Origin of the sequence: Pyxidicoccus xibeiensis (assembly GCF_024198175.1) — a bacterium.
Taxonomy (GTDB): Bacteria; Myxococcota; Myxococcia; order Myxococcales; family Myxococcaceae; genus Myxococcus; species Myxococcus xibeiensis.
The window spans coordinates 234,465-253,756 of record NZ_JAJVKV010000006.1 but is presented as its reverse complement, the minus strand read 5'-3'; the positions used below and the strand labels follow the sequence as shown (position 1 = coordinate 253,756).

Below are 19,292 nucleotides of genomic sequence, written 5' to 3'. Positions count from 1 at the left end.
ACTCCGCGCAGGATGGGCGCCGAGGAAACACTCTTTCAACGTTTCGGGAAGGAATTCCCCAAGGGAACCGAGCTCTTCCGTGAGGGAGAGACCGGCAAGGAGATGTTCGTCATCCAGGCGGGAAAGGTGTCCATCTCCAAGCGCGTGCGCGACGTGGAGAAGGTCCTCGCGGTGCTCGGCCCGGGTGAGTTCTTCGGGGAGATGGCCATCATCTCCAACAAGCCGCGCAACGCGTCCGCCATCGTCAACGAGGACGCCCGGCTCCTGGTCATCGACCCCAAGACGTTCGAGGGGATGATCCGCGGCAACGCCGAGATCGCCGTCCGGATGATCAAGAAGCTGGCCGAGCGCCTCTCCGAGGCGGACGCCCAGATAGAGAACCTCCTGCACCATGACCCCGCCAGCCGGGTGGTGCACCACGTCCTCCAGGCCGCCCTGACGCGCGGCCGCCCCGTGGACGAGGGCGTGGAGATCGACTTCATCGTGCGCGACATGCCCCGGCAGCTCGGCGTGGGCGAGCCCGCGGTGCGGAGCATGCTGGACAAGCTGGAGCGCGCTGGCCTCGTCGAGCGCGGCGGTGACAGACTGACCGTGTATGACACGACGAGACTCCACGACTACCTCCAATACCTGGAGATGAAGTGGAAGTTCGGAGACCTCTAGCGTGAAGCTGCGAGTCCTCGGCTGCCACGGCGGCGAGCTGCCCACCTGCAAGAGCACGTGCTTCCTCGTCGATGACGTGCTCGCGCTCGACGCGGGGGCGCTCACGGGGACGCTCTCGCTCGAGGAGCTGTGCCGCGTGGACCACATCCTCGTGGGCCACAGCCACTTCGACCACGTGAAGGACCTGCCGCTGATGGCGGACCTCGTCATCGGTCGCCGGGACAAGCCCGTCACCATCCACGCGTCGCGCGAGTGTGCGAAGGCCCTGCGCGACAACATGTTCAACAACGCGCTCTGGCCGGACTTCACCCGCATCCCGACCAAGAGCACCCCCGTCCTGCAGATCAAGACCTTCCGGGCGGGCGGCACCTTCCAGGTGGGCCCCTACACCGTGCGCAGCGTGCCGGTGAGCCACCCGGTGGAGTCCTGCGGCTTCATCATCTCCAACGGGAAGAGCACCCTGGCGATGAGCGGCGACACCGGGCCCACCGACAAGCTGTGGAAGGCGCTCAACGAGACGAAGAACCTCAAGGCGCTGCTGGTGGAGACGTCCTTCCCCAACAAGCTCCAGTCGCTGGCGGACATCTCCGGCCACCTGACGCCCCACACGCTGGGCCTGGAGCTGAAGAAGTTCCAGCGCAACGGCGCCTCCGTCCTGCTCTACCACCTCAAGCCCGCCTTCGTGGCCCAGCTCAAGAAGGAGCTGGCCGACATGCCCGTGAATGTGCTGGAGCTGGGCGACACCTTCGAGCTGTAGACGCGGCGCGCCACACGGAACGGTTGACGGCTGGGAGCGGGCGGATTAACCCCGCGCCTGTCATGGCCTGGTTCTCCAAGAAGCCCCGCATCTCCATTTCCGAGCCCACCGAGCAGCAAGCCGAGCCCCGTCCGTCCCGCATGGAAGGCCTGTGGGCCAAGTGCGAGACCTGCGACGAGATCATCTACCGGCAGGAGCTGGAGAAGAACTGGATGGTGTGCCCGCACTGCGAGCACCACCACTACTGGTCGGCCCGAGCCCGGCTCGCCGCCACGTTGGACCCGGACAGCTTCGAGGAGTTCGACAAGGAGCTGGAGCCGCAGGACCCGCTCGGGTTCAGCGACTCGAAGAAGTACAAGGACCGGCTGAAGTCCACGCGAAAGAACCTGGGCGAGCCGGACGCCTTCATCTCCGGCGTGGGCCGCATCGAGGGCCATCAGGTCTCCGTGGGCTGCTTCGTCTTCGAGTTCATGGGCGGCTCCATGGGCTCCGTCGTCGGCGAGAAGGTGGCCCGCGTCTTCGAGCGCGCGCATGACCTGAAGTGCTCCGCCATCGTCTTCTCCGCGTCGGGCGGCGCCCGCATGCAGGAAGGCATCTTCTCCCTCATGCAGATGGCGAAGACGTCCGCGGCCATCGCCCGCTTCCGCACCGGCACGCGCCCGTACATCTCCGTGCTGCTCAACCCCACCACCGGCGGCGTCGCCGCGTCCTTCTCGTGGCTGGGCGACGTCATCCTCGCCGAGCCCAAGGCCCTCATCGGCTTCGCCGGCCCGCGCGTGATTGAGCAGACCATCCGCCAGAAGCTGCCCGAGGGCTTCCAGCGCTCGGAGTTCCTGCTGGAGCACGGGATGATTGACAGCATCGTGCACCGCAAGGAGCTGCGCGCGAAGCTGGGCCAGATTCTCGGCCTGCTGGGCTGAGGCCCGCCGCGCCCTCCACCGGCATGAGCGCCCCCCGGACGCCACAGGAGGCGCTGGCCTTCTTCGCGAAGCTCAACCCCTCCGGCATCAAGCTGGGGCTGGAGCGCGTGCGCGAGGCCCTGGTGGCGCTGGGCCACCCGGAGCGCCGCTACCCGGCGCTCCATGTCGCGGGCACCAACGGCAAGGGCAGCACCTGCGCCTTCACCGCCGCCGCGCTCCAGGCCGCGGGCCACCACGTGGGCCTCTACACGTCCCCGCACCTGGTGCGCGTCAACGAGCGCATCCGCGTGGACGGCGAGGACATCTCCGACGAGGCCTTCGGGCGCGCCATCCTCGAGGTGCTGGAGCGCTACCCCTCCGCCGTCTCCGAGCCGATGACGTACTTCGAGTTCGGCACCGTGGTGGCCCTCTGGCACTTCGCCCGCGTGGGCGTGGACGTGGCCGTGCTGGAGACAGGGCTGGGGGGCCGGCTGGACGCCACCACCGCGTCGAGCCCCGTGGTGACGGCGATTACGCCCGTGTCCTTCGACCACATGGAGTACCTGGGCCACACCCTGGCGGCCATCGCCGGGGAGAAGGCCGGCATCCTCAAGCCCGGCGTGCCATGCGTGGTGGCCCGGCAGGAGCCGGAGGCCCTGGAGGCCATCGTCCGCAAGGCCGGAGAGGTGGCGGCCCCGCTGCTCCTGGAGGGGCGGGATTTCGCCATCCAGGCCGCCGCGGACGGAAGTGTGTCCTACCGTGGGAAGGCCTGGTCGCTGGACGGGCTGACGCTGGCGCTCCGTGGGCCGCACCAGCAGCAGAACGCCGCGGTGGCGCTCGCCTGCCTGGAGGCGCTGCACGCGTGGGGTGTGGCCGTGCCACCGGAGGCGGGGAGGGAAGGGCTGGCTTCGGCGCGCTGGCCGGGGCGGCTGGAGGAGGTCGGCGGACCGCCGCCCATCCTGCTCGACGGTGCCCACAACCCGGCGGGGGTGGAGGTGCTGCGCGCCTCGCTTCGCGCGCTGTATCCGGGACGTCGCCTCCACCTCGTCTTCGGCGTGGTGGGCGACAAGGACCGCGGGCCGATGATGCGCGCGCTGCTTCCGGATTGTACCTCGGTACAGCTCACGCCGTTGGACACGCCACGCTCGCTCGCACCCGCGGACTATCTCGAGGAGGCGCGCGCCCTGTGTCCGGACGTGGCCGCCTGGTCTGATGTCGAAGCCGCACTCGACGCGGCACGTAGGCGAGCAGGGCCGGACGACGTCGTGCTCTGTACAGGCTCATTGTTCCTGGTAGGCATGGTGAAAGCCCGCCTGCGTCGAAACCTTGGCGCGATGCATCAGGAGTCGTAGATTCTACGTATGCGCCTGCCGGACTGGAGATCCACCGCGACCCCAGGGCCGCCCATCCCATCCATCGACGAAGTCGACTTCCGGGCGCTTTACTCGAAGACGAAGTACGTCGTTGAGACAGCAGACGGGTGGTCTCTCGTCATCACCCGCTACAGGCCGGTGAAGCAGCCCTTCCCGCAGCCGCTGTTCGGCGAGCCCTTGCTGCTGGTGCACGGCTTCTCGCAGAACCGGCACACGTGGACGAGCGGCCAGTTCGTGAAGAACCTGCTCTTCTTCGGGGTGGACATCCACATCCTGGAGCTGCGGGGCCACGGCAAGAGCTCCATCGCCTTCCAGCAGGAGCGGGCCGAGCGCTTCAAGCGCCCGCTGCCCCCGGACCTGGACTACGGCTGGGACATCGACAGCTACTTCCTCTACGACTTGCCAGCCGCCGTCTCCGGCGTGAAGCGCATCACCCGCCGCGAGCGCATCTTCTACTGCGGCCACTCGATGGGCGGGATGCTGGGCTACGGCTACGCGGGCATCCACAGCGACTTCGAGGGGCTCATCACCATCGGCTCCCCGGCGGACCTGGGGCGGGGCTTCATGCTGCTGCGCCTGCTGGCGCATGGCACGCCGCTGCTGGGCGGGATGATCGACCTGACGCTCGCGAGCCTCAACGTGGGCGGGCAGGTGGAGGGCGTGGGGCGCAAGCTGCTGGCGCGCGGGCTGGGGGCCGTCCATGCCGGACTGGGCCGGAAGCTCGAGCCGGAGGAGCGCCGGGCGCTGCGCTTCAACGCCATGCCGGTGGACCTCATCCTCAAGTTCGTGGAGCGGCAGCTCGCGAAGGCCGAGGACTCGCCCCTGTATCAGCAGCTCACCACGCGGCTGAACCGGCTCATCAACCCGGAGCGGGTGAGCGCGGACGACATCCGCTGGCTCCTGCGCGAGGGCGGCGAGCGCGAGCCGCGCCGGGTGCTGGAGCAGTTCGCGAAGTGGATCCGCCGCGGGGAGATGGTCTGCTACCGCACCGGCTTCGACTTCAAGCGCGGCTTCGGACGCATCGAGATTCCCATGGCCATCATCTTCGGGGACCTGGACCCGCTGGCCTCGCTGGAGTCCACCCGGAGCGTGTATCGCGCGGCCAAGAGCGAGTACCTCCTCTGGCGCCCCGTGAAGGGCAACAGCCACATCGAGCTGACGATGGGGCACGACATCCGGCAGATCTGCTACGACATCAAGAACCTCATCGAGTACGCCCGCACGCACCGCAACCGCTCGCCGAGCCTCCCGCGGCTGAAGTGACGGGCCCGGACACTCTCGTCCGGACGGAAAGTTGGAGGGCAGGGGGCGCGTGTTAGCATCCGTGCCCTCTGTCAACGTGAAGGGGAGTGGGTGATGAAGGCCTTTGCCGTGTGGCTGCTCGGTGTCGTGTTCGTGCCCATGGTGGCGCTCGCGCAGGCGCCGGCGGCGGACGTGAACACCATCACCGGCGTGCAGGTGAATGGCGGCACCGTGTCCATCATCGGCACGAAGAAGCCCAACTTCACCACCTTCACCATGACGGACCCGCCGCGGCTCGTCATCGACATCTCCGAGGCCGTCTTCTCCGGCGTCCCGGAGGAAGTCACGGTGGGCAACGGCACGGTGACGGGCATCCGCACCGCCAGCTACGGCTCGGACGCCTCCGCCATCGCCCGCGTGCTCATCGGCTACGAGCGCGAGGTGGAGACGGACATCCAGGCCAACGGCAACCAGCTCGTCGTGAGGGTGGCCGGTGGCGGAGGCCAGGCCGTGGCGCAGGCGCCCGCGCAGCCCGAGGCCGCCCCGGCCGCGCAGCCGACGACGGCCGCCGCCCAGCCCACCACGGACGGCTCGGCCGCCCAGGCCGCCGCGGCCGCCGAGGCGGAGCGCCAGGCCCAGGAGAAGGCCGCCGCCGAGGCCGCCGCCTCCGCCCGCGCCGAGCGCGAGGCCCAGGAGAAGGCCGCCGCCGAGGCCTCTGCCCGCGCGAAGCAGGACGCCGACGCCGAGGCCCGCCGCCAGGAGGAGGCCCGCGCCCAGGCCCAGCGCCAGGAGGAGGAGGCCCGCGCCGCCGCCGCTGACGAGAAGAAGCGCCAGGAGGAGGAAGCCCGCGCCGCCGCGAAGAGCGCCGAGGACGAGCGCCGCGCCGCCGCCCAGGCCGCCTCCGACGAGAAGAAGCGCCAGCAGGAAGAGGCCCGCGCCTCGGCGAAGAGCACCGACGAGGAGCGCCGCGCCGCCGCCCAGGCCGCCGCTGACGAGAAGCGCGCCGCCGCCGAGGCCGCCGCCCAGGAGCGCCGCGCCGCCGCCCAGGCCGCCGCCGACGAGAAGCGCGCCGCCGCCGAGGCCGCCGCGGAGGAGCGCCGCCAGCGCCAGGAGGAGGCCCGGGCCGCCCGCGAGACGCGCGTCGCCAAGGCGGAGCCCGCCGAGCGCCCGCGCCGCGAGGTGTCCGGAGGCTCGGACGCGTCGGCGGAGGTGTCCTCGCGCCGCAAGACGATGACGCTCATCGGGTTCCAGCAGCAGACCGGCGGCTCCCGCGTCTTCATCCGCGCCAACGAGCCGGTGCGCTACACGGTGAGCGAGGAGGGCCGCACGGTGGTGGTGGAGCTGGAGAACACCCGCATCGACCTGAGCAACAACACCCGCCCGCTGGACACGTCCTTCTTCAACTCCCCGGTGACGCGTGTGGACGCGGACTCCGCCGGCCGCGGCGTGCGCGTCACCATCCAGCTCCGGGAGCAGGCCCCCTACCAGGCCCGCCAGGACGGCAACGTCATTTCATTGGACTTCCAGCGCACAGGCCGGTGAAAAGGGCCGTCCGCGCGGACCGGGCGCGGCATACCCTGCGCCCCTGAATGAGCATCCTCGTCCCGCTCGCCGCCGCGCTGCTCGTCTCGACGGCGCAGATTCCGCTGGCCACCCAGGTCCAGCTCCCCACCGGGGAGACGGTGGAGCTGGCGGCGGACTTCGTCACCTACGAAGCCGACAAGCAGGTCCTCCTCGCGCGCGGCCACTGCGAGCTGCGCACGGGGGACATGCTCCTGCGCGCCGACGAGGTGACGTACGACGAGGCCAACCAGGTGGCCACCGCCACCGGCAACGTCATGTTCGTGGGTCCCGGCGGCATGGCCGCGGTGGCGGACTCGGTGCGCGTGGACATCCGCTCCTTCGAGGCCAACCTCGAGGGCGGCCTCTTCATGCAGAAGCGGGGCGTCACCCTGGAGGCCATGCTCACGGCGAAGACGCCGCAGGAGCTGCGCGCCATGGGGGAGACGCCCGTCATCCTCAGCGGCACGCGCATCAAGCGCACCGGGCCCAACTCCTTCGTCGTGGACGACCTGGCCTTCACCCCGTGCGAGTGCGGCCCCGGTGAGCCCAGCTGGCGCGTGGAGGCCAGCTCCGCCAACGTCGTCCTCGGCGAGCGCGCCACCCTCTCCTGGCCCGTGGTGTACGTGCGCTCGGTGCCCGTCTTCGCGCTGCCGTGGCTCTACCTGCCCCTGGCGGAGCGGCGCTCGGGCCTGCTCATCCCCAAGCCCTCCTCCTCCGGCCTCAACGGCTTCAGCCTGGAGCAGCCCGTCTTCTTCACCCTGGGGCAGAGCTACGACATCACCTTCACGCCGGGCTACTTCACCGGTGCCGGAGACGTGAGCCGGCTGACGGTGGATGACCCCGCTGTGAAAGGTGACGAGGTGTACGTCCGCGAGCCGCCCGCCTATGGCGTGCAGGGGCCCCGGCTGCTCACGGAGCTCCGCTATGTGCCCAGCGAGCGCACCCGGGGCCGTGCCACGCTCGGGCTCCTCTACGACAGCCGGCCGGTGAGGGACCCGAGGGACTTCAACTACTACCGGCCCCTGCGGGACAACCTGCAGGCGCCGGTGGACGAGAAGCGCGGCCTGCGCGGCGAGGCCTCGTGGCAGCACTCGCAGGACCTGGGCGGCGGCTGGTACGACCGGGTGGATGCGTCCTTCGTCTCCGATGGCGCCTACACGCGGGACCTCACCGCGGACATCCTCGCGCGCGAGTTCACGTACCTGCGAAGCACCGCCACCGTCTACCAGCGCCAGGATGACCGCTACCTCGGCCTGGACGTGTCTCTGCGCCAGGACATCCGGTTCGGCTACCGCTTCTTCCAGGACAATCGCGTGCCGGCCGCGACGGACCCCCTCCAGCCGGAGCTGAAGGGCCCCTCCACCTTCCAGCGCCTGCCCGGCATCACCCTGGCCCTCCCCGAGCGTCCCCTGGGAAGGGGCATTTTCGGTGGGGTGCGCGTGGAGTACACCCGCCTGGCCCCGCTGGGAGGGGGCTTTGGTGACGAGGGCGTCGACGGCGTCTTCCGGGCCGCGAACGACTCCGTCCGCCTGGGGACTCTGACGAGGAGCGTGGACGACACCCAGTCCGATGGCATCTTCAACTCTGCGGACCGCGAGGCCCGCAACCGGCTGGACTTCACCCCCCGGCTGTCCACGTCCTGGGCCCTGGGCGACTACGCCCGCGTGACGCCCTCGCTCGGGCTGCGCCAGGACGTGTGGCTGGGGGAGGTCTCCGGCCGGACCTGGCAGCGAGGCTACCCCCTGGCCGGCCTGCTGCTGGACAGCCAGGTGGCGACCACGTGGCAGGGGCGGGGCACCGTCTACCGGCATGCCGTCGCGCCGTCGCTGGAGCTGCGCTACGTCCCTGGCGGGTGGGGGAGCGTTCCTTCGGCGGGCGCCCTCCCTGATGGGTTTTCCCAGCCCTATGACGAAATCGATGCCGCCGTTCCGCTCCAGGCCAACGGGCGCACCCGGGGCTTCCTCCACGCGGTGCTGGCCGTGGATCAGACGCTGCGGTTCAAGCGGGGAGCGGATGCCCGGGAGCCGGTGCGCCTGCGCCTGGGGCAGGGCTTCGACCTGACCCGGTATTCCCCCGCCGCGGGCAAGGTGGCCGACACCACCGGGCCGGTGCTGCGAGACACCTTCGCCCGCTTCAGCGCCGGGGCGGGGGTCCTCACCGCGGGTGGGCAGATCCGCTTCGACCCCAACACGCGCCGTATCACGCAGCTGAGCGCGGACTTCAACATCGACAACGGCAAGGGCGCGGCGCTCTATGGTCGGTTCGATGACTACCTCACGACCAGCAACCTGGGGCTCGAGCTGGGCGCCAGTCCGCGGGCCATCGGCCCTGACGCCGTGCGTCGCAGGCTTGATACCCTGGTAGGCAGCGCTTCGTTCGAACTACCCGACTTCCCTCCGGCCGAGCGGGTTCAGACCCTCATTGGGGGTACGCGTTTGACGCTCGGATTTGGGCTGGGAGTGCGGTACGAAGCGTATGTGCAGCCGCTTTACCAAGATCCAACAACCAAAGAAAACCAGCCTCTCGCTCAGCAGACTCTCGGCCTCTCGTATGGGCCGGCGTGTGACTGCTGGCGTATCGAGGGGGTGGTGGTGCTTCGCCGGGGAGCCGACTCACCGGAATTCGGTGGGATCAACCTCAGCGTGGCCGGGTTCGGGTCCTTTGGTTCCGGCGGCTAGGAATCACCCGCCGTGCGTGGTGGTTCCAACAACCTCGAATCAGCCAGGAGAAGTACTTCGTGTCGGACCTCGGAAAACGAATTGGCCAGCGCATCCGCGAGCTTCGCACGCAGCGGCCGGAGCGCTGGACGCAGGAAGAGCTCGCGGAGCGGGCTCAAATCAGTGTGTCGTTCCTTTCCATGATTGAGCGTGGCGAGCGTGTCCCCCATGTGGAGACGCTGGCGGCCCTTGCCAACGCCCTGGGCGTCAGCCTGGGCGAGCTCTTCACGGGAACGGAGCAGACCCTTGCTCAGACGGAGGACCTGCTGCGTCCCCTCTCTGACTTCGCGCGTGCCCGCGGCCTCACCGCGCGGGACGTCGACCGCCTGTTGGGGGTCGCTCGGGTGATGTTCAGCGGTTCCGCCGCCTGACATCCCCCTCCAGGCGCCAGGCCTGGACGCAAGTCGACTCCGGTCTTCCTGCCCTGTCCTTGACTGGACGGTAGGTGGCCCGGGAAGATGCGGAGGATTCGCTGTGCGCCGCGTGCGTACAGCGCGCCTTCCTCATCTTCAAGGAGTCTTCGCTGATGCGTCCGGGTCTGGCCCCATGGGTGGCCTTCGCGAGCGTGGTGTTTGTGGCGTGCTCGCCGCCGGCCCCTGCCACACTTGAGTTCGTGGACCAGTCTCCGGCCCAGCCGCGACTGGGAGAAATCACCACCCTGCGGTTCCGGGCGGTGGACTCTCGCGGTCAGCCCCAGGCGGGCACACCGGTCTCCTTCACCCTTCAATCGGACGTTCCGGGCGTGGAGCTGTCTCCCACCGAGGGCGTCACCAACACCGGTGACGGCATCGTCTCCGTGCAGCTGGTGGCCCGTGGCGGCCGCGTGGCGTCCGTGGTGGTGGTGGCCACCGCCGCGGGCGACGGCGAGACGAAGACGGCCGTCAGCCCGGTGGTGAGCTTCGCCGGCACCAACTCCAGCTCGCGGCAGCTCACCTTCCAGTGCGGCTCGTTCTCCGGTGACGCCTCCGGTGCGCACCACGCCATTGGCGCCTGGGACGACACCCGCAACCTCATCGCCGGCGTGAAGGTGCGCTGCATCGCCCACGTGGGAGATCGCAACGGCGACGGTATCGGCGGCGCCCAGGTCTCCTTCCTCACGGAGGCGGGCACCATCGGCCCGAGCGCCGTGTCCGCCACCGACGTGGTGGGCAACGCCGAGGTGCTCTACAAGTCCTCGCTGCCGCTGCCGGACGACGTGGAGCCGGGTGAGTTCACCTGGCAGCCCCTGGTCGACGCCACCCACACCGGCGAGTACATCGCGCCGCTCTGGATGCACCCGTTCCTCTGGGAGACCTCCCCCGTCGCGGCCCACGGCACGCCGGCCCAGCCCTACAACACCCGCCCCGAGCCGCGCCGCAATGACCCCATCCGTCCGGGCAAGGTCAACAACCCGCGCGACAACCTCGTCTCCCTCGTCGCCATCACCAGCGGCGAGGAGGCGTACGAGGACAACAACAACAACGGCCAGTACGACCAGGGCGAGCCCTTCGTCGACCTGACCGAGCCGTTCGTCGACAACAACGACAACGGCACGTGGGACCCGCACGAGCGCTTCGTCGACACCAACGGCGACGGCAAGTGGAACGGCAAGAACAACCAGTTCGACGCCTCCTCCCTCATCTGGGTGCAGGAGCGTGTCCTCTGGACGGGCTGGCCGCACGAGCTGGACCGGGAGGACACCGTGCGGCAGATCTCCCCGCTGCCCGGCGTGCCCATCCAGGTCGCTCACTTCGGCTCCAAGCGCAGCGTCTTCCTGGTGGCGGACCCCTGGTACAACCGCATCGCCCAGAACGCCAATGACGACGGCTGCAAGGGCGGCGCGGAGGGCCCGGTGAACGTGGACCCCTTCGCCTCGGGGATTGCCTTCACGTACCCCTCCTACAACGTCGAGGAGTACGTCATCACCGACAAGCACAACCCGGACGCCAGCCCCCCGCCGCCCGCCTTCGACCCACCGGTGGCCTTCACGGTGAACGCGACCTGCAAGTACACGGCGGCCCAGATTGACGGCCACAAGGTGCCGGTGCGCGCGCCGCCCGTCTCGGGCGACGTTCGCTGACCGGCGGGAGGGCCCAACAAGGCATTGACCCCAGGGCCCTCCCTCCGTAGGGTCTCCACCGGTTGATTGGCGAATCACCCGCCGGTGGAGGACGTCGTGGGTCAGCAGAGCAAGCCGGCGGCGGAGAATGGTTCGCGTGAGAGCGAGCGCCGCCGCACCATCCTGCGCGCGGCCATCGACGTGTTCGCGCGCAAGGGCTACCACGGCTGCCGCATCGCGGACGTGGCCAAGGAGGCCGGCGTCGCGTACGGCCTCGTCTACCACTACTTCAAGAACAAGGACGAGCTGCTGGAGACGGTGTTCGACACCGGCTGGAGCGGCTTCGTCACGCGCGTGCGCGCGGTGGTGGAGGCGGAGGGCACGCTCGCGGAGCGGGTGCGCGGCATCGTCGACGTGGCCTTCGAGGCGTACCGCGTGGACCCCAAGGCGGTGAAGGTCCTCATCCTGGAGATTGCGCGCAGCCCGGCGGGCTCGCGCATCAACCGGCAGACGGCCTTCGTGGACGCCATCCGCCTGAGCTCGGGCCTGTTCAGCCAGGCGAAGGAGGCCGGGGAGCTGCGCGCGGACATGGACCCGCAGCTGGCCTCGGCGCTCCTCTTCGGCAACATCGAGATGGGGCTCACCGCCTTCGTCGTGGGGCTCACCGACTCGCGCGACGTCGCCGCGCTGGAGCGGGCCAAGGCGCAGATCGCCGACTCCTTCCTTTACGGCGTCCTGACGGGCGCCCACGGTGCGGAGGTGCCCGAGTGGAAGTCGGAGATGCCGTCGGAGAAGTCCGGTACGAAGTCCAGGGCCCCCAAGCGCACCTGACCATCGACAGGCCGAAGGCCCGCAACGCGCTGTCCCCGGCGGTGGTCCGCGGGCTGGTGGCGGGCCTGGAGCGCGCGGACGCGGACCCCGCGGTGCGCGTGGTGGTGCTCACCGGCGCGGGGGAGAAGGTGTTCTGCGCCGGGGGGGATTTGGGGCAGATGGCCGGCGACGAGGGCTTCCTGTCCACGCACGAGGGCCGCCGCTCCTACGGGCGGCTGCTGTCCCGGTTCCAGGAGGCCCGCAAGCCCACGGTGGCGCGGGTGAACGGCCACGCGCTGGCCGGAGGCCTGGGGCTGGTGCTCGCGTGTGACCTGGCCGTGGCGGCGGAGGGCGCGGAGCTCGGCACGCCGGAAATCGACGTGGGGCTCTTCCCGATGATGATGATGGCGCTCCTGCAGCGGCACGTGGGCCGCAAGCGGGCGCTGGAGCTGGTGCTCACGGGAGACCGGCTGCCGGCGCGGGACGCGCTGGCGCTGGGGCTCGTCAACCGCGTGGTGCCGGCCGCGGAGCTGGACGCGGCGGTGGGCGCGCTCGCGGGGAAGCTGGCCGGCAAGAGCCAGGCGGTGCTGGCGCTGGGGCGCCGCGCCTTCTTCACCGCGGAGGACCTGCCGCTGCCCGCCGCGCTGGAGTACCTGGCCTCGCAGCTGTCGCTGAATGTGCTCGCCGACGACGCCGGCGAGGGCATCTCCGCGTTCCTCGAGAAGCGGCCACCGAAGTGGAACGACCGCTGAGCTAGGGGCTCCCCACCTGCGTCGAGCCGCTGGCCACGCCGGGCGTGGCGGGCGGGAAGAAGTCGAGGCGCAGCAGCGGCTCGCCGTCCACCCAGAGGCCATCCGCCTTCACGCCCCAGTGGAGGTGGGGGCCGGTGACGCGGCCGGTGCTGCCGACGAGGCCCAGGCGCTGGCCCTGCTTCACCCTCACGCCGTTCTTCACACCGATGCGGGACAGGTGGAAGTACGTCGTGTACAGCCCGGCGCCGTGGTGCACCACCACCGTCTTGCCGGCGGAGTAGTTGTCGCGCGCCATCACCACCGTGCCGTCATTGGCGGCGACCACCGGCGTGCCCGGGTCCCCGTCGATGTCCACGCCGAAGTGCTGGCTGGACAGCTTGCCGTTGAACGTACGCCGGTCACCGAAGGGCGCGGTGATGCGGTCCTGCCGCGGCCACGCGAAGTTCTGGCCGAAGTGCGGCGCGGTGAACGGCTGCGAGAAGGCCGCCGCGAAGGCCTTGCGGTCCGCGGCCAGGCGGGCCTTCACCCCCGGCGGCGGCTCCACGTACTTGCCGGACACCTTCAGCTCGCGCTCCGGGTAGCCCGGCTCCATGACGTCCAGCGTGCCGGTCAGCTCCACCGGTGCCGCGCCGGGCGCGGCCGGGCCCAGCACCTGGACGGGGACCGCGCCGGGGGCCTGCTCCACCGGCAGGCCGGAGATGGCCAGGAAGCCCTCGCCCCAGGGGAAGAAGCGCAGCGGCCGTCCGGCCAGCGTGCCCGAGGGCAGCTCCGCCATGCCGCGCACGGACACCAGCACCGGGTCTCCCGGCTTCGCCGCGCCAGGCTGCAGCGTCAAGAGCGGGCGGCCCTCCGCCAGCGGCGGGGCCTCGGGCGGGCGGGGCGCCGCGGCGGCGGGCACCGGGGACGTCTCGGACGCCCGGGCCTTCGCACCAAGGGCGAGCAGGGCGAGCAGCAGGTACGGGGAAGCGGAATACTTCCGGCCGGCGGGGAGCGGAGGCATGGGCCGTTCTTACACCACGGAAGCGACTCCTCTTCCCGCGGTTGGAAAGAGTTTGGACAGCGCCCGCCCTGCCGCCTGCCTCCCCACGCCCCGCTGCCTGCTCCACGGGAGACCGCTGACTGCCTGACATTGTCGGTACTTGGACGGCAGGGAGCGCCGCGCTCGTGTCCGGAAGCTCGGAGGGCGAGCGGGCGAGAAGGGCATGTGCCGTCAAGGCGTACCCGGGACCGAGGGCGCTTCCTAGCTTCTCGACGGACTCGATTGATTGGAGATTCGCGGATGCCTCGTTCCTACAGCTTCGACCACTTCCAGGTCCCGAAGACGCTGCCCCAGGAGAAGCGCGGCCTGCGTGGGCAGGACAAGAAGCGTGTCGCGCAATCCCGGCCCCATCCGGAGGGGGTGGAGAACGACGGCGGCATCCACTACGGCAAGCGCTTCGCCCAGACGGAGGAGCTCTACACGGCCCACCAGATGGCCGCACAGCTGGAGGAGCTCGCCCGCCCCGAGCCTGACGCCAAGTTCTCCCACGGCCCGGAGTTCAAGGCGCCGAAGGCGAAGAAGAGCAAGCGCGCCGCCCAGCCGGTGGCCACGCCCGTCATCGGTGGCACGGCGCCCATCGGCGCGCTGCCGCCCACCCGGGAGCCGCCGCCTCGCGGGCGGCTGATGGACCTGGTGGACGAGGCGCAGCGCCAGCTCCAGGCCATCCAGGGCGGGCTGGGCGACGCCGCGAAGGCGGTGAGCCGGCTGGCCTCGCTGCCGGTGGAGGTGGTGCGGCTGGCCGCGCGGCGCTTCCATCTCGTCAACGGGTGAGCCCGCCGCGTGGAGCTGACCCTCGTCTCGTACAACATCCACAGCGGCATCGGCACGGACGGCCGGTTCGACCTGGGCCGCGTGGGAGAGGTCCTCCAGGAAGTGGGCGCAGACATCATCGCGCTCCAGGAGGTGGGGGACTTCCGCGCGGTGACGCCCCGCGAGGACCAGCCCGAGCACCTGGCGGACATGCTGGGGCTGCACATGGCCTTCGGCCCCAACGTGGTCCGCAATGGCCGGCGCTACGGCAACGCCATCCTGTCGCGGCTGCCCATCCTCAAGTCGAAGAACTATGACCTGAGCGTGGGCCGCCGCGAGCCCCGGGGAGCGCTGCGGTGCGACCTGGACCTGGGCGGGGGCAGCCAGCTGCACGTCTTCAGCCTGCACCTGGGGCTGCGCATGGGCGAGCGGCGCCGGCAGGAGGCGCTGCTGCTCTCCTCGGACATCCTCCGCGAGGCCGCGCGCAAGGACCCGCTGGTGGTGTGCGGGGACTTCAACTACCTGGGCAACGGCCCGGTGCCGTCCCTGGTGCGCCAGGCCATCCACGACGTGGCCCTGGAGCTGCGCTCCCCGGCGCGCACCTACCCCACGCGGATGCCCATGCTCCGGCTGGACCGCATCTACGTGGATGCCGGGGTACGACCTGTCGCCATCCACCCCCACCGCACCGAGCGGAGCAAGGTGGCGTCCGACCACCTGCCGCTGGTGTTCCGCTTCGAGGCGCCCATCGCCGTGGAGGCCCCCCTCTCTCCGCCGGTGCAGCTCATCGGCTAGCGTGCGGGACACCGGCGGGCGCGTTCAGTGGCCGACGCTTGCGAACGCCGGACAGATCCGCCGTGACGTGGTTGTCGCGCGGAGGTGGTGTGCCTAGGTTGGCCCCCACCCGTGGAGCGCGGGGCGTCGGCCGGAGAAGCGCATGCAAGCAGGGAGTGAACAGACGGAGCGCGGCATCACCGCGCTCGTCGGGCGCATGGCGGATGGCTTCAGCCGTCTGGTGACGCAGCATCTGCAACTGGCGAGGATGGAGCTGGCCGAGGACGTGAAGGCCACCGGCCTGGACGTGGCGATGATCGCCGCCTTCGTGCCCTTCATCCTGGTGGGCTACGCCTTCGTGTGCGGCGCCATCGCCGCGCTGCTGTCGCCGTGGCTCGGCTGGGCCGGGGCGCTGGGCGGGGTGGGGCTGCTCAACCTCGCGGGCGGAGCGGGTGGGGCCTTCTGGGCGGTGAAGCGGCTGCAGGCGCGCCGGGTGATGGACGACAGCTCGCAGGAGCTGACGCGCAGCATGGCCGCGCTGACCCACTCCGCGCCGGGCGTTCCCGTGAATACGCTCCGGGGCGCGAACAGTGAATTCTTGAAGGAGTCGACGAATGGCCGCTAGCAATGGACTTCCCAAGGCCGCCACTCCCCGGAGCGCCGCCGCGCTGCGCGCGGAAATCGAGCGCACGCGCGCGGAGCTGGCCACGTCCGTCAGTGCCCTGCGCGAGGAGGTGGCGGTGGCCGCCGACTGGCGCCAGTGGGTGCGCCGCCATCCGCATGCGTGCGTCGGCGCCGCCTTCGTCGTGGGCTTCTGGCTGGGCTCGCGCCGCTAGCGCTTTTCTTCCGTTCCACCCCCTGAAAGAGGAGATGACTTCGATGGAGATGAACCCACAGCAGATGGCCGATAGGGCCCGGCAGCTCCAGGACCGCGTGGTGCCGCAGATCGACGAGGCCCGCCAGAACCTGGTGGACCTGAACACCCGGGTGGTGACCTTCATCCGCGCCAACCCGGGCACGTGCCTGCTGGGGGCGATTGCCGTTGGTTTCCTCGTCGGCCGCATCGCTTCGCGCCGCTGACCGTCCCCCCGCTGGGAAGAACACGAGAGAGGGCATTCATGACGACCTATCCAGGTGCAACGGGCAACGGCACGCCCCAGTCGCAGGAAAGTGGCTCCAACGCGGGCTTCGGACAGCGGGTGGACCAGATTGGCTCGGAAGCGCAGCAGCTCTGGACCGACGCGAGCGCGGCGGTGACGGACCTGGGGCAGACGCTGGACCTGCGGGGGCGCGTGGAGCGCAACCCGTACGGGATGATGGTGGCCGCGCTGGGCGTGGGCTACGTGCTGGGCGGTGGCCTCTTCACGCCGCTGACGGCGCGCATCCTCCGGCTGGGCGTGCGCCTGGCCGCGCTGCCCCTCGTCAAGGACGAGCTGCTGGGCATGGCGGAGTCGGCCTTCCAGGGCTACCAGACCGGCCGCTCCATGGCGGGCTCCGGGGGTGGCTCCGGCGAGGCGCAGGGTTCCGCCTCGGTGAATGCCACGTCCGCCGGTACCCCGCGCCCTCCCAGCTACTAGGCTGGGCGTCTTTCCCTCACGTCGTACCGTACCCCTGGAGTCGAGCATGGTGAATCTCAACAGCCTCAAGAAGATGGACAAGGATGACCTGCTGAACCTCATCGGCCTGGAGACCCGTCGCGACACGACGGACACGCTCCTGCCGGTGCTGGGCGCCTTCGCGGCGGGCATCCTGGTGGGCGCGGGCCTGGGCCTGCTGCTCGCGCCGAAGCCGGGCAACCAGCTTCGTGACGACCTGAAGCAGCGGCTGGCGAGCGGCCAGGAGCTCATCAACAACGCGGTGAACCGCTCGGGCGACAACGCCCAGCAGGGCACGTCGTCGACGCCGCGCAACGTCTGAGTCGCGGCGGCAGCGCTGCGTCACCTGGAGGCCTCCATTCGTGCCGGAAGACGGCAGCGGGTGGAGGCCTTCCTGTTGCGAGCCGGTTAGAGTCGGCGGCGTGAGTGAGAAGAAGCAGGGCGGGATGTCGCGGCTGCCGGGAGCGGAGTCCGCGTCGGCGGCCGGTCCGGAGGCGGCCCTGGCGCGGCTGCGCGCGCTGGAGACGCTCGAGGCCGGCTACGAGGCCTGGCTGGAGCTGAAGGTGGACCACGCGGCCTCCCGGGCCCGCCTGCGCGAGGAGCGCGAGCGGTTGAGTCAGCAGGGCTCGTTCCTCCTGGGTGCGGTGCGCGCCGCGGGGCTGGTGCCGCCTTCCGCCACGGAGCCTCCGGCGCCGGGCCTGGTGCCGACGGCGGCGTCAGCGACGGACTTCGTGCGGGACGCCGAGGCGAAGCTGGCCACGGCCCGCGAGGCCCTGGCGCAGCGGGAGGCGGAGTCAGAAGCCCGCTACGCCGAGGCCTTCGCGGAGCTGCGGGCGACGCTGAAGGACCGCGTGCGGCGGCACCTGGCCGCGAGCCGTCCGCGCCTGACGCTGCTGCTGCGCCGAGTGGGGGCGGAGCGCTCCATCCTCCACGTGGAGCGCCTGTCCGGGGACGCGCCGGTGCTGCTGTGCTTCCTGCTCAGCGGGCGCATTCCGTCGCGGCACGGCTTCCTGCTGGATGACTCCACGGAGGACGTGGCCCTGCCGCCCGCGCCGCTCTACGCGGACGAGGGCGTGGCCCCGGCGGACGTGCGTCCGGACGCGGCGGGGCTGGAGGCGCGGGTGCGCGGGGCAGGGGAGGTGGTGCCGCTCAAGGGCTTCTTGCCCGTGTTCGTCCCGCGCGCGGCGGGCGGCGAGGACTTCTTCCGGCTGTTGCAGAGAGGCGCCGTGCTGGAGGTGGAGGTGGCCGACGGCGCCGCGTTCCGCAACGTCCTCACCCGCGAGGAGTCGGAGCGCTTCGCGGGCCACCTGCTGCGCCTCAAGCTGGAGGGGCGCATCGACCTGGAGCTGGAGGCGGGCTGAGGCCCGCCTCCCGGGCTTCGGCTCAGCGCGTGCGCACCACGCCCACGTCCGCGGTGCCCGCCAGCAGGGCGCTGCCGAGGAAGAGGTTGTCGGACTCCGCCCCGCCCATGCGCACGGCCTGGAAGATGACGAGGTACGTCTGGTTCCCCTGGGGGAACGCCGTGCCCGGCACCGTCACGCGGGCCTCGCGGTAGGGGCCCGGCAGGCCCACCAGCTGGAGGAACTGCAGCGGCGTCTGCGGCATGTTGGTGTACGTCGGCTCGCCCTGCGCGCCGCTGGCGCTCAGCGGCACCACGGTGACGAAGCCCAGCGTGCGGTCCTGGTTGTCCGGCACCGCCACCCGGTCGAACGCGAGCGCCGTGCGCGCGTCGACGGTCAGGAAGCCCTCCGGCGGGTGGAAGGCGGTGATCTTCTCCTGCACCGGCGCGTTGTCCACCTGGCCCACGTAGCGCGTGCCGCCGCGCGAGGCGATGAACTGGTACGTGGCGCCGGACTGGTACTTCAGCTCGGCCTCGCCCACGCTGGTGCGGCTGTAGCTGCCCGAGCCGTCCTCGGAGAGCGAGGTGGCCTGGCCGCTCACCGGCTGGAGCGTCACCTCCGCGCCCCCCACGCCCGAGGGCTGGGAGTTCTCTCCGTTGCGCGTGCCGAAGAACACGACGGCCCCCGTCTGCGCCGGCAGCGAGAGGACGTCACCGCCGTCCGGGCCGAACGTCCCGGCGTCGTAGCCGGCCATCGCGGAGGCGGACACGTCCACCTGGGGGGTGGCGAGCAGGGTGCCCACCATGACGTGGTCGGCGGCGAGCTGGTTGCCCGTCTTCTCCAGGTCGCAGGCCAGGGGAGCGAGGGAGGAGGCGGCAAGAGCGGCGGAGAGCAGGAGGCGTTTCATCGGCACTTTTTTCCAGAGGTGCTGCGGGACGCCCGAGCATAGCAGGCGCGCGTGGAACGACACCCGCGCCAGG

21 protein-coding genes are annotated in these 19,292 nt (G+C 70.8%); 19 read left to right on the top strand and 2 right to left on the bottom strand.

Going from position 1 to position 19,292, the window contains the following annotated elements:
- Nucleotides 1–12 precede the first annotated feature (12 nt).
- The 11 genes from LXT23_RS27820 (at nucleotide 13) to LXT23_RS27770 (ending at nucleotide 12,814) form a co-directional block, all read left to right on the top strand.
- Nucleotides 13–663 carry a Crp/Fnr family transcriptional regulator gene (locus LXT23_RS27820; RefSeq protein ID WP_256561234.1) on the top strand — a complete coding sequence of 217 codons (651 nt, stop codon included), beginning with the start codon at nucleotides 13–15 and terminating at the stop codon, nucleotides 661–663.
- A 1-nt stretch (nucleotide 664) separates the two neighbouring features.
- Nucleotides 665–1,420 (top strand): MBL fold metallo-hydrolase, encoded by a 756-nt coding sequence (locus LXT23_RS27815; protein WP_253983347.1) that lies wholly within the window; start codon nucleotides 665–667, stop codon nucleotides 1,418–1,420.
- A 62-nt stretch (nucleotides 1,421–1,482) separates the two neighbouring features.
- On the top strand, nucleotides 1,483–2,340 hold the full coding sequence (gene accD, locus LXT23_RS27810) for an acetyl-CoA carboxylase, carboxyltransferase subunit beta (protein WP_253983346.1): 858 nt from the start codon (nucleotides 1,483–1,485) through the stop codon (nucleotides 2,338–2,340).
- A gap of 23 nt (nucleotides 2,341–2,363) precedes the next feature.
- Nucleotides 2,364–3,671: a bifunctional folylpolyglutamate synthase/dihydrofolate synthase gene (locus LXT23_RS27805; RefSeq protein WP_253983345.1), complete on the top strand. Its 1,308-nt coding sequence runs from the start codon at nucleotides 2,364–2,366 to the stop codon at nucleotides 3,669–3,671.
- Between the two features lie 9 nt (nucleotides 3,672–3,680).
- Entirely contained in the window at nucleotides 3,681–4,955 is a 1,275-nt protein-coding gene (locus tag LXT23_RS27800) for an alpha/beta hydrolase (RefSeq protein ID WP_253983344.1), read from the top strand.
- A gap of 93 nt (nucleotides 4,956–5,048) precedes the next feature.
- Complete coding sequence (locus LXT23_RS27795; protein WP_253983343.1) at nucleotides 5,049–6,476, top strand: AMIN domain-containing protein; 1,428 nt, start codon at nucleotides 5,049–5,051, stop codon at nucleotides 6,474–6,476.
- Between the two features lie 47 nt (nucleotides 6,477–6,523).
- On the top strand, nucleotides 6,524–9,175 hold the full coding sequence (locus LXT23_RS27790; RefSeq protein WP_253983342.1) for an LPS-assembly protein LptD: 2,652 nt from the start codon (nucleotides 6,524–6,526) through the stop codon (nucleotides 9,173–9,175).
- Between the two features lie 59 nt (nucleotides 9,176–9,234).
- Nucleotides 9,235–9,585 carry a helix-turn-helix domain-containing protein gene (locus LXT23_RS27785; protein WP_163996972.1) on the top strand — a complete coding sequence of 117 codons (351 nt, stop codon included), beginning with the start codon at nucleotides 9,235–9,237 and terminating at the stop codon, nucleotides 9,583–9,585.
- Between the two features lie 155 nt (nucleotides 9,586–9,740).
- Nucleotides 9,741–11,273, top strand: a complete 1,533-nt coding sequence (locus LXT23_RS27780; protein ID WP_253983341.1) for an Ig-like domain-containing protein — start codon at nucleotides 9,741–9,743, stop codon at nucleotides 11,271–11,273.
- A 96-nt stretch (nucleotides 11,274–11,369) separates the two neighbouring features.
- On the top strand, nucleotides 11,370–12,083 hold the full coding sequence (locus tag LXT23_RS27775; protein ID WP_253983340.1) for a TetR/AcrR family transcriptional regulator: 714 nt from the start codon (nucleotides 11,370–11,372) through the stop codon (nucleotides 12,081–12,083).
- Nucleotides 12,020–12,814, top strand: coding sequence for an enoyl-CoA hydratase/isomerase family protein (locus tag LXT23_RS27770; protein ID WP_253983339.1), 795 nt, complete (start codon nucleotides 12,020–12,022; stop codon nucleotides 12,812–12,814). Before LXT23_RS27775 ends, LXT23_RS27770 begins: the two co-directional genes overlap by 64 nt.
- A gap of 1 nt (nucleotide 12,815) precedes the next feature.
- Here the strand turns inward: LXT23_RS27770 and LXT23_RS27765 are convergent, their stop codons facing one another.
- A complete protein-coding gene (locus tag LXT23_RS27765; protein WP_253983338.1) occupies nucleotides 12,816–13,814 on the bottom strand; it encodes a M23 family metallopeptidase in 999 nt (332 codons plus the stop codon).
- A 279-nt stretch (nucleotides 13,815–14,093) separates the two neighbouring features.
- Here LXT23_RS27765 and LXT23_RS27760 point away from each other — a divergent pair, with 279 nt between their 5' ends.
- The 8 genes from LXT23_RS27760 (at nucleotide 14,094) to LXT23_RS27725 (ending at nucleotide 18,333) form a co-directional block, all read left to right on the top strand.
- Nucleotides 14,094–14,624: a hypothetical protein gene (locus LXT23_RS27760; protein WP_253983337.1), complete on the top strand. Its 531-nt coding sequence runs from the start codon at nucleotides 14,094–14,096 to the stop codon at nucleotides 14,622–14,624.
- A 9-nt stretch (nucleotides 14,625–14,633) separates the two neighbouring features.
- Nucleotides 14,634–15,398, top strand: a complete 765-nt coding sequence (locus tag LXT23_RS27755; protein WP_253983336.1) for an endonuclease/exonuclease/phosphatase family protein — start codon at nucleotides 14,634–14,636, stop codon at nucleotides 15,396–15,398.
- A 142-nt stretch (nucleotides 15,399–15,540) separates the two neighbouring features.
- Nucleotides 15,541–16,002 carry a phage holin family protein gene (locus LXT23_RS27750; protein ID WP_253983335.1) on the top strand — a complete coding sequence of 154 codons (462 nt, stop codon included), beginning with the start codon at nucleotides 15,541–15,543 and terminating at the stop codon, nucleotides 16,000–16,002.
- Entirely contained in the window at nucleotides 15,992–16,213 is a 222-nt protein-coding gene (locus LXT23_RS27745; protein ID WP_253983334.1) for a DUF3618 domain-containing protein, read from the top strand. The genes LXT23_RS27750 and LXT23_RS27745 overlap by 11 nt, the downstream gene beginning before the upstream one ends.
- Before the next feature lie 43 nt (nucleotides 16,214–16,256).
- Nucleotides 16,257–16,457, top strand: coding sequence for a hypothetical protein (locus tag LXT23_RS27740; protein WP_253983333.1), 201 nt, complete (start codon nucleotides 16,257–16,259; stop codon nucleotides 16,455–16,457).
- 38 nt (nucleotides 16,458–16,495) lie between these two features.
- A complete protein-coding gene (locus LXT23_RS27735; RefSeq protein WP_253983332.1) occupies nucleotides 16,496–16,954 on the top strand; it encodes a hypothetical protein in 459 nt (152 codons plus the stop codon).
- A gap of 46 nt (nucleotides 16,955–17,000) precedes the next feature.
- On the top strand, nucleotides 17,001–17,294 hold the full coding sequence (locus LXT23_RS27730; RefSeq protein WP_253983331.1) for a YtxH domain-containing protein: 294 nt from the start codon (nucleotides 17,001–17,003) through the stop codon (nucleotides 17,292–17,294).
- 100 nt (nucleotides 17,295–17,394) lie between these two features.
- Nucleotides 17,395–18,333 (top strand): hypothetical protein, encoded by a 939-nt coding sequence (locus LXT23_RS27725; protein WP_253983330.1) that lies wholly within the window; start codon nucleotides 17,395–17,397, stop codon nucleotides 18,331–18,333.
- Nucleotides 18,334–18,355: 22 nt separating this feature from the next.
- Here LXT23_RS27725 and LXT23_RS27720 read toward each other — a convergent pair whose 3' ends face one another.
- Nucleotides 18,356–19,219 carry a hypothetical protein gene (locus LXT23_RS27720; RefSeq protein WP_253983329.1) on the bottom strand — a complete coding sequence of 288 codons (864 nt, stop codon included), beginning with the start codon at nucleotides 19,217–19,219 and terminating at the stop codon, nucleotides 18,356–18,358.
- Between the last annotated feature and the right edge of the window lie 73 nt (nucleotides 19,220–19,292).

Coding starts and splice junctions, on each gene's coding strand:
- LXT23_RS27735 (WP_253983332.1), top strand. CDS start 16,496: ATGACGACCTATCCAGGTGCAACGGGCAACGGCACGCCCCAGTCGCAG.
- LXT23_RS27800 (WP_253983344.1), top strand. CDS start 3,681: ATGCGCCTGCCGGACTGGAGATCCACCGCGACCCCAGGGCCGCCCATC.
- LXT23_RS27730 (WP_253983331.1), top strand. CDS start 17,001: ATGGTGAATCTCAACAGCCTCAAGAAGATGGACAAGGATGACCTGCTG.
- LXT23_RS27760 (WP_253983337.1), top strand. CDS start 14,094: ATGCCTCGTTCCTACAGCTTCGACCACTTCCAGGTCCCGAAGACGCTG.
- LXT23_RS27820 (WP_256561234.1), top strand. CDS start 13: ATGGGCGCCGAGGAAACACTCTTTCAACGTTTCGGGAAGGAATTCCCC.
- LXT23_RS27750 (WP_253983335.1), top strand. CDS start 15,541: ATGCAAGCAGGGAGTGAACAGACGGAGCGCGGCATCACCGCGCTCGTC.
- LXT23_RS27745 (WP_253983334.1), top strand. CDS start 15,992: ATGGCCGCTAGCAATGGACTTCCCAAGGCCGCCACTCCCCGGAGCGCC.
- LXT23_RS27780 (WP_253983341.1), top strand. CDS start 9,741: ATGCGTCCGGGTCTGGCCCCATGGGTGGCCTTCGCGAGCGTGGTGTTT.
- LXT23_RS27795 (WP_253983343.1), top strand. CDS start 5,049: ATGAAGGCCTTTGCCGTGTGGCTGCTCGGTGTCGTGTTCGTGCCCATG.
- LXT23_RS27740 (WP_253983333.1), top strand. CDS start 16,257: ATGGAGATGAACCCACAGCAGATGGCCGATAGGGCCCGGCAGCTCCAG.
- accD (WP_253983346.1), top strand. CDS start 1,483: ATGGCCTGGTTCTCCAAGAAGCCCCGCATCTCCATTTCCGAGCCCACC.
- LXT23_RS27790 (WP_253983342.1), top strand. CDS start 6,524: ATGAGCATCCTCGTCCCGCTCGCCGCCGCGCTGCTCGTCTCGACGGCG.
- LXT23_RS27805 (WP_253983345.1), top strand. CDS start 2,364: ATGAGCGCCCCCCGGACGCCACAGGAGGCGCTGGCCTTCTTCGCGAAG.
- LXT23_RS27765 (WP_253983338.1), bottom strand. CDS start 13,814: ATGCCTCCGCTCCCCGCCGGCCGGAAGTATTCCGCTTCCCCGTACCTG.
- LXT23_RS27720 (WP_253983329.1), bottom strand. CDS start 19,219: ATGAAACGCCTCCTGCTCTCCGCCGCTCTTGCCGCCTCCTCCCTCGCT.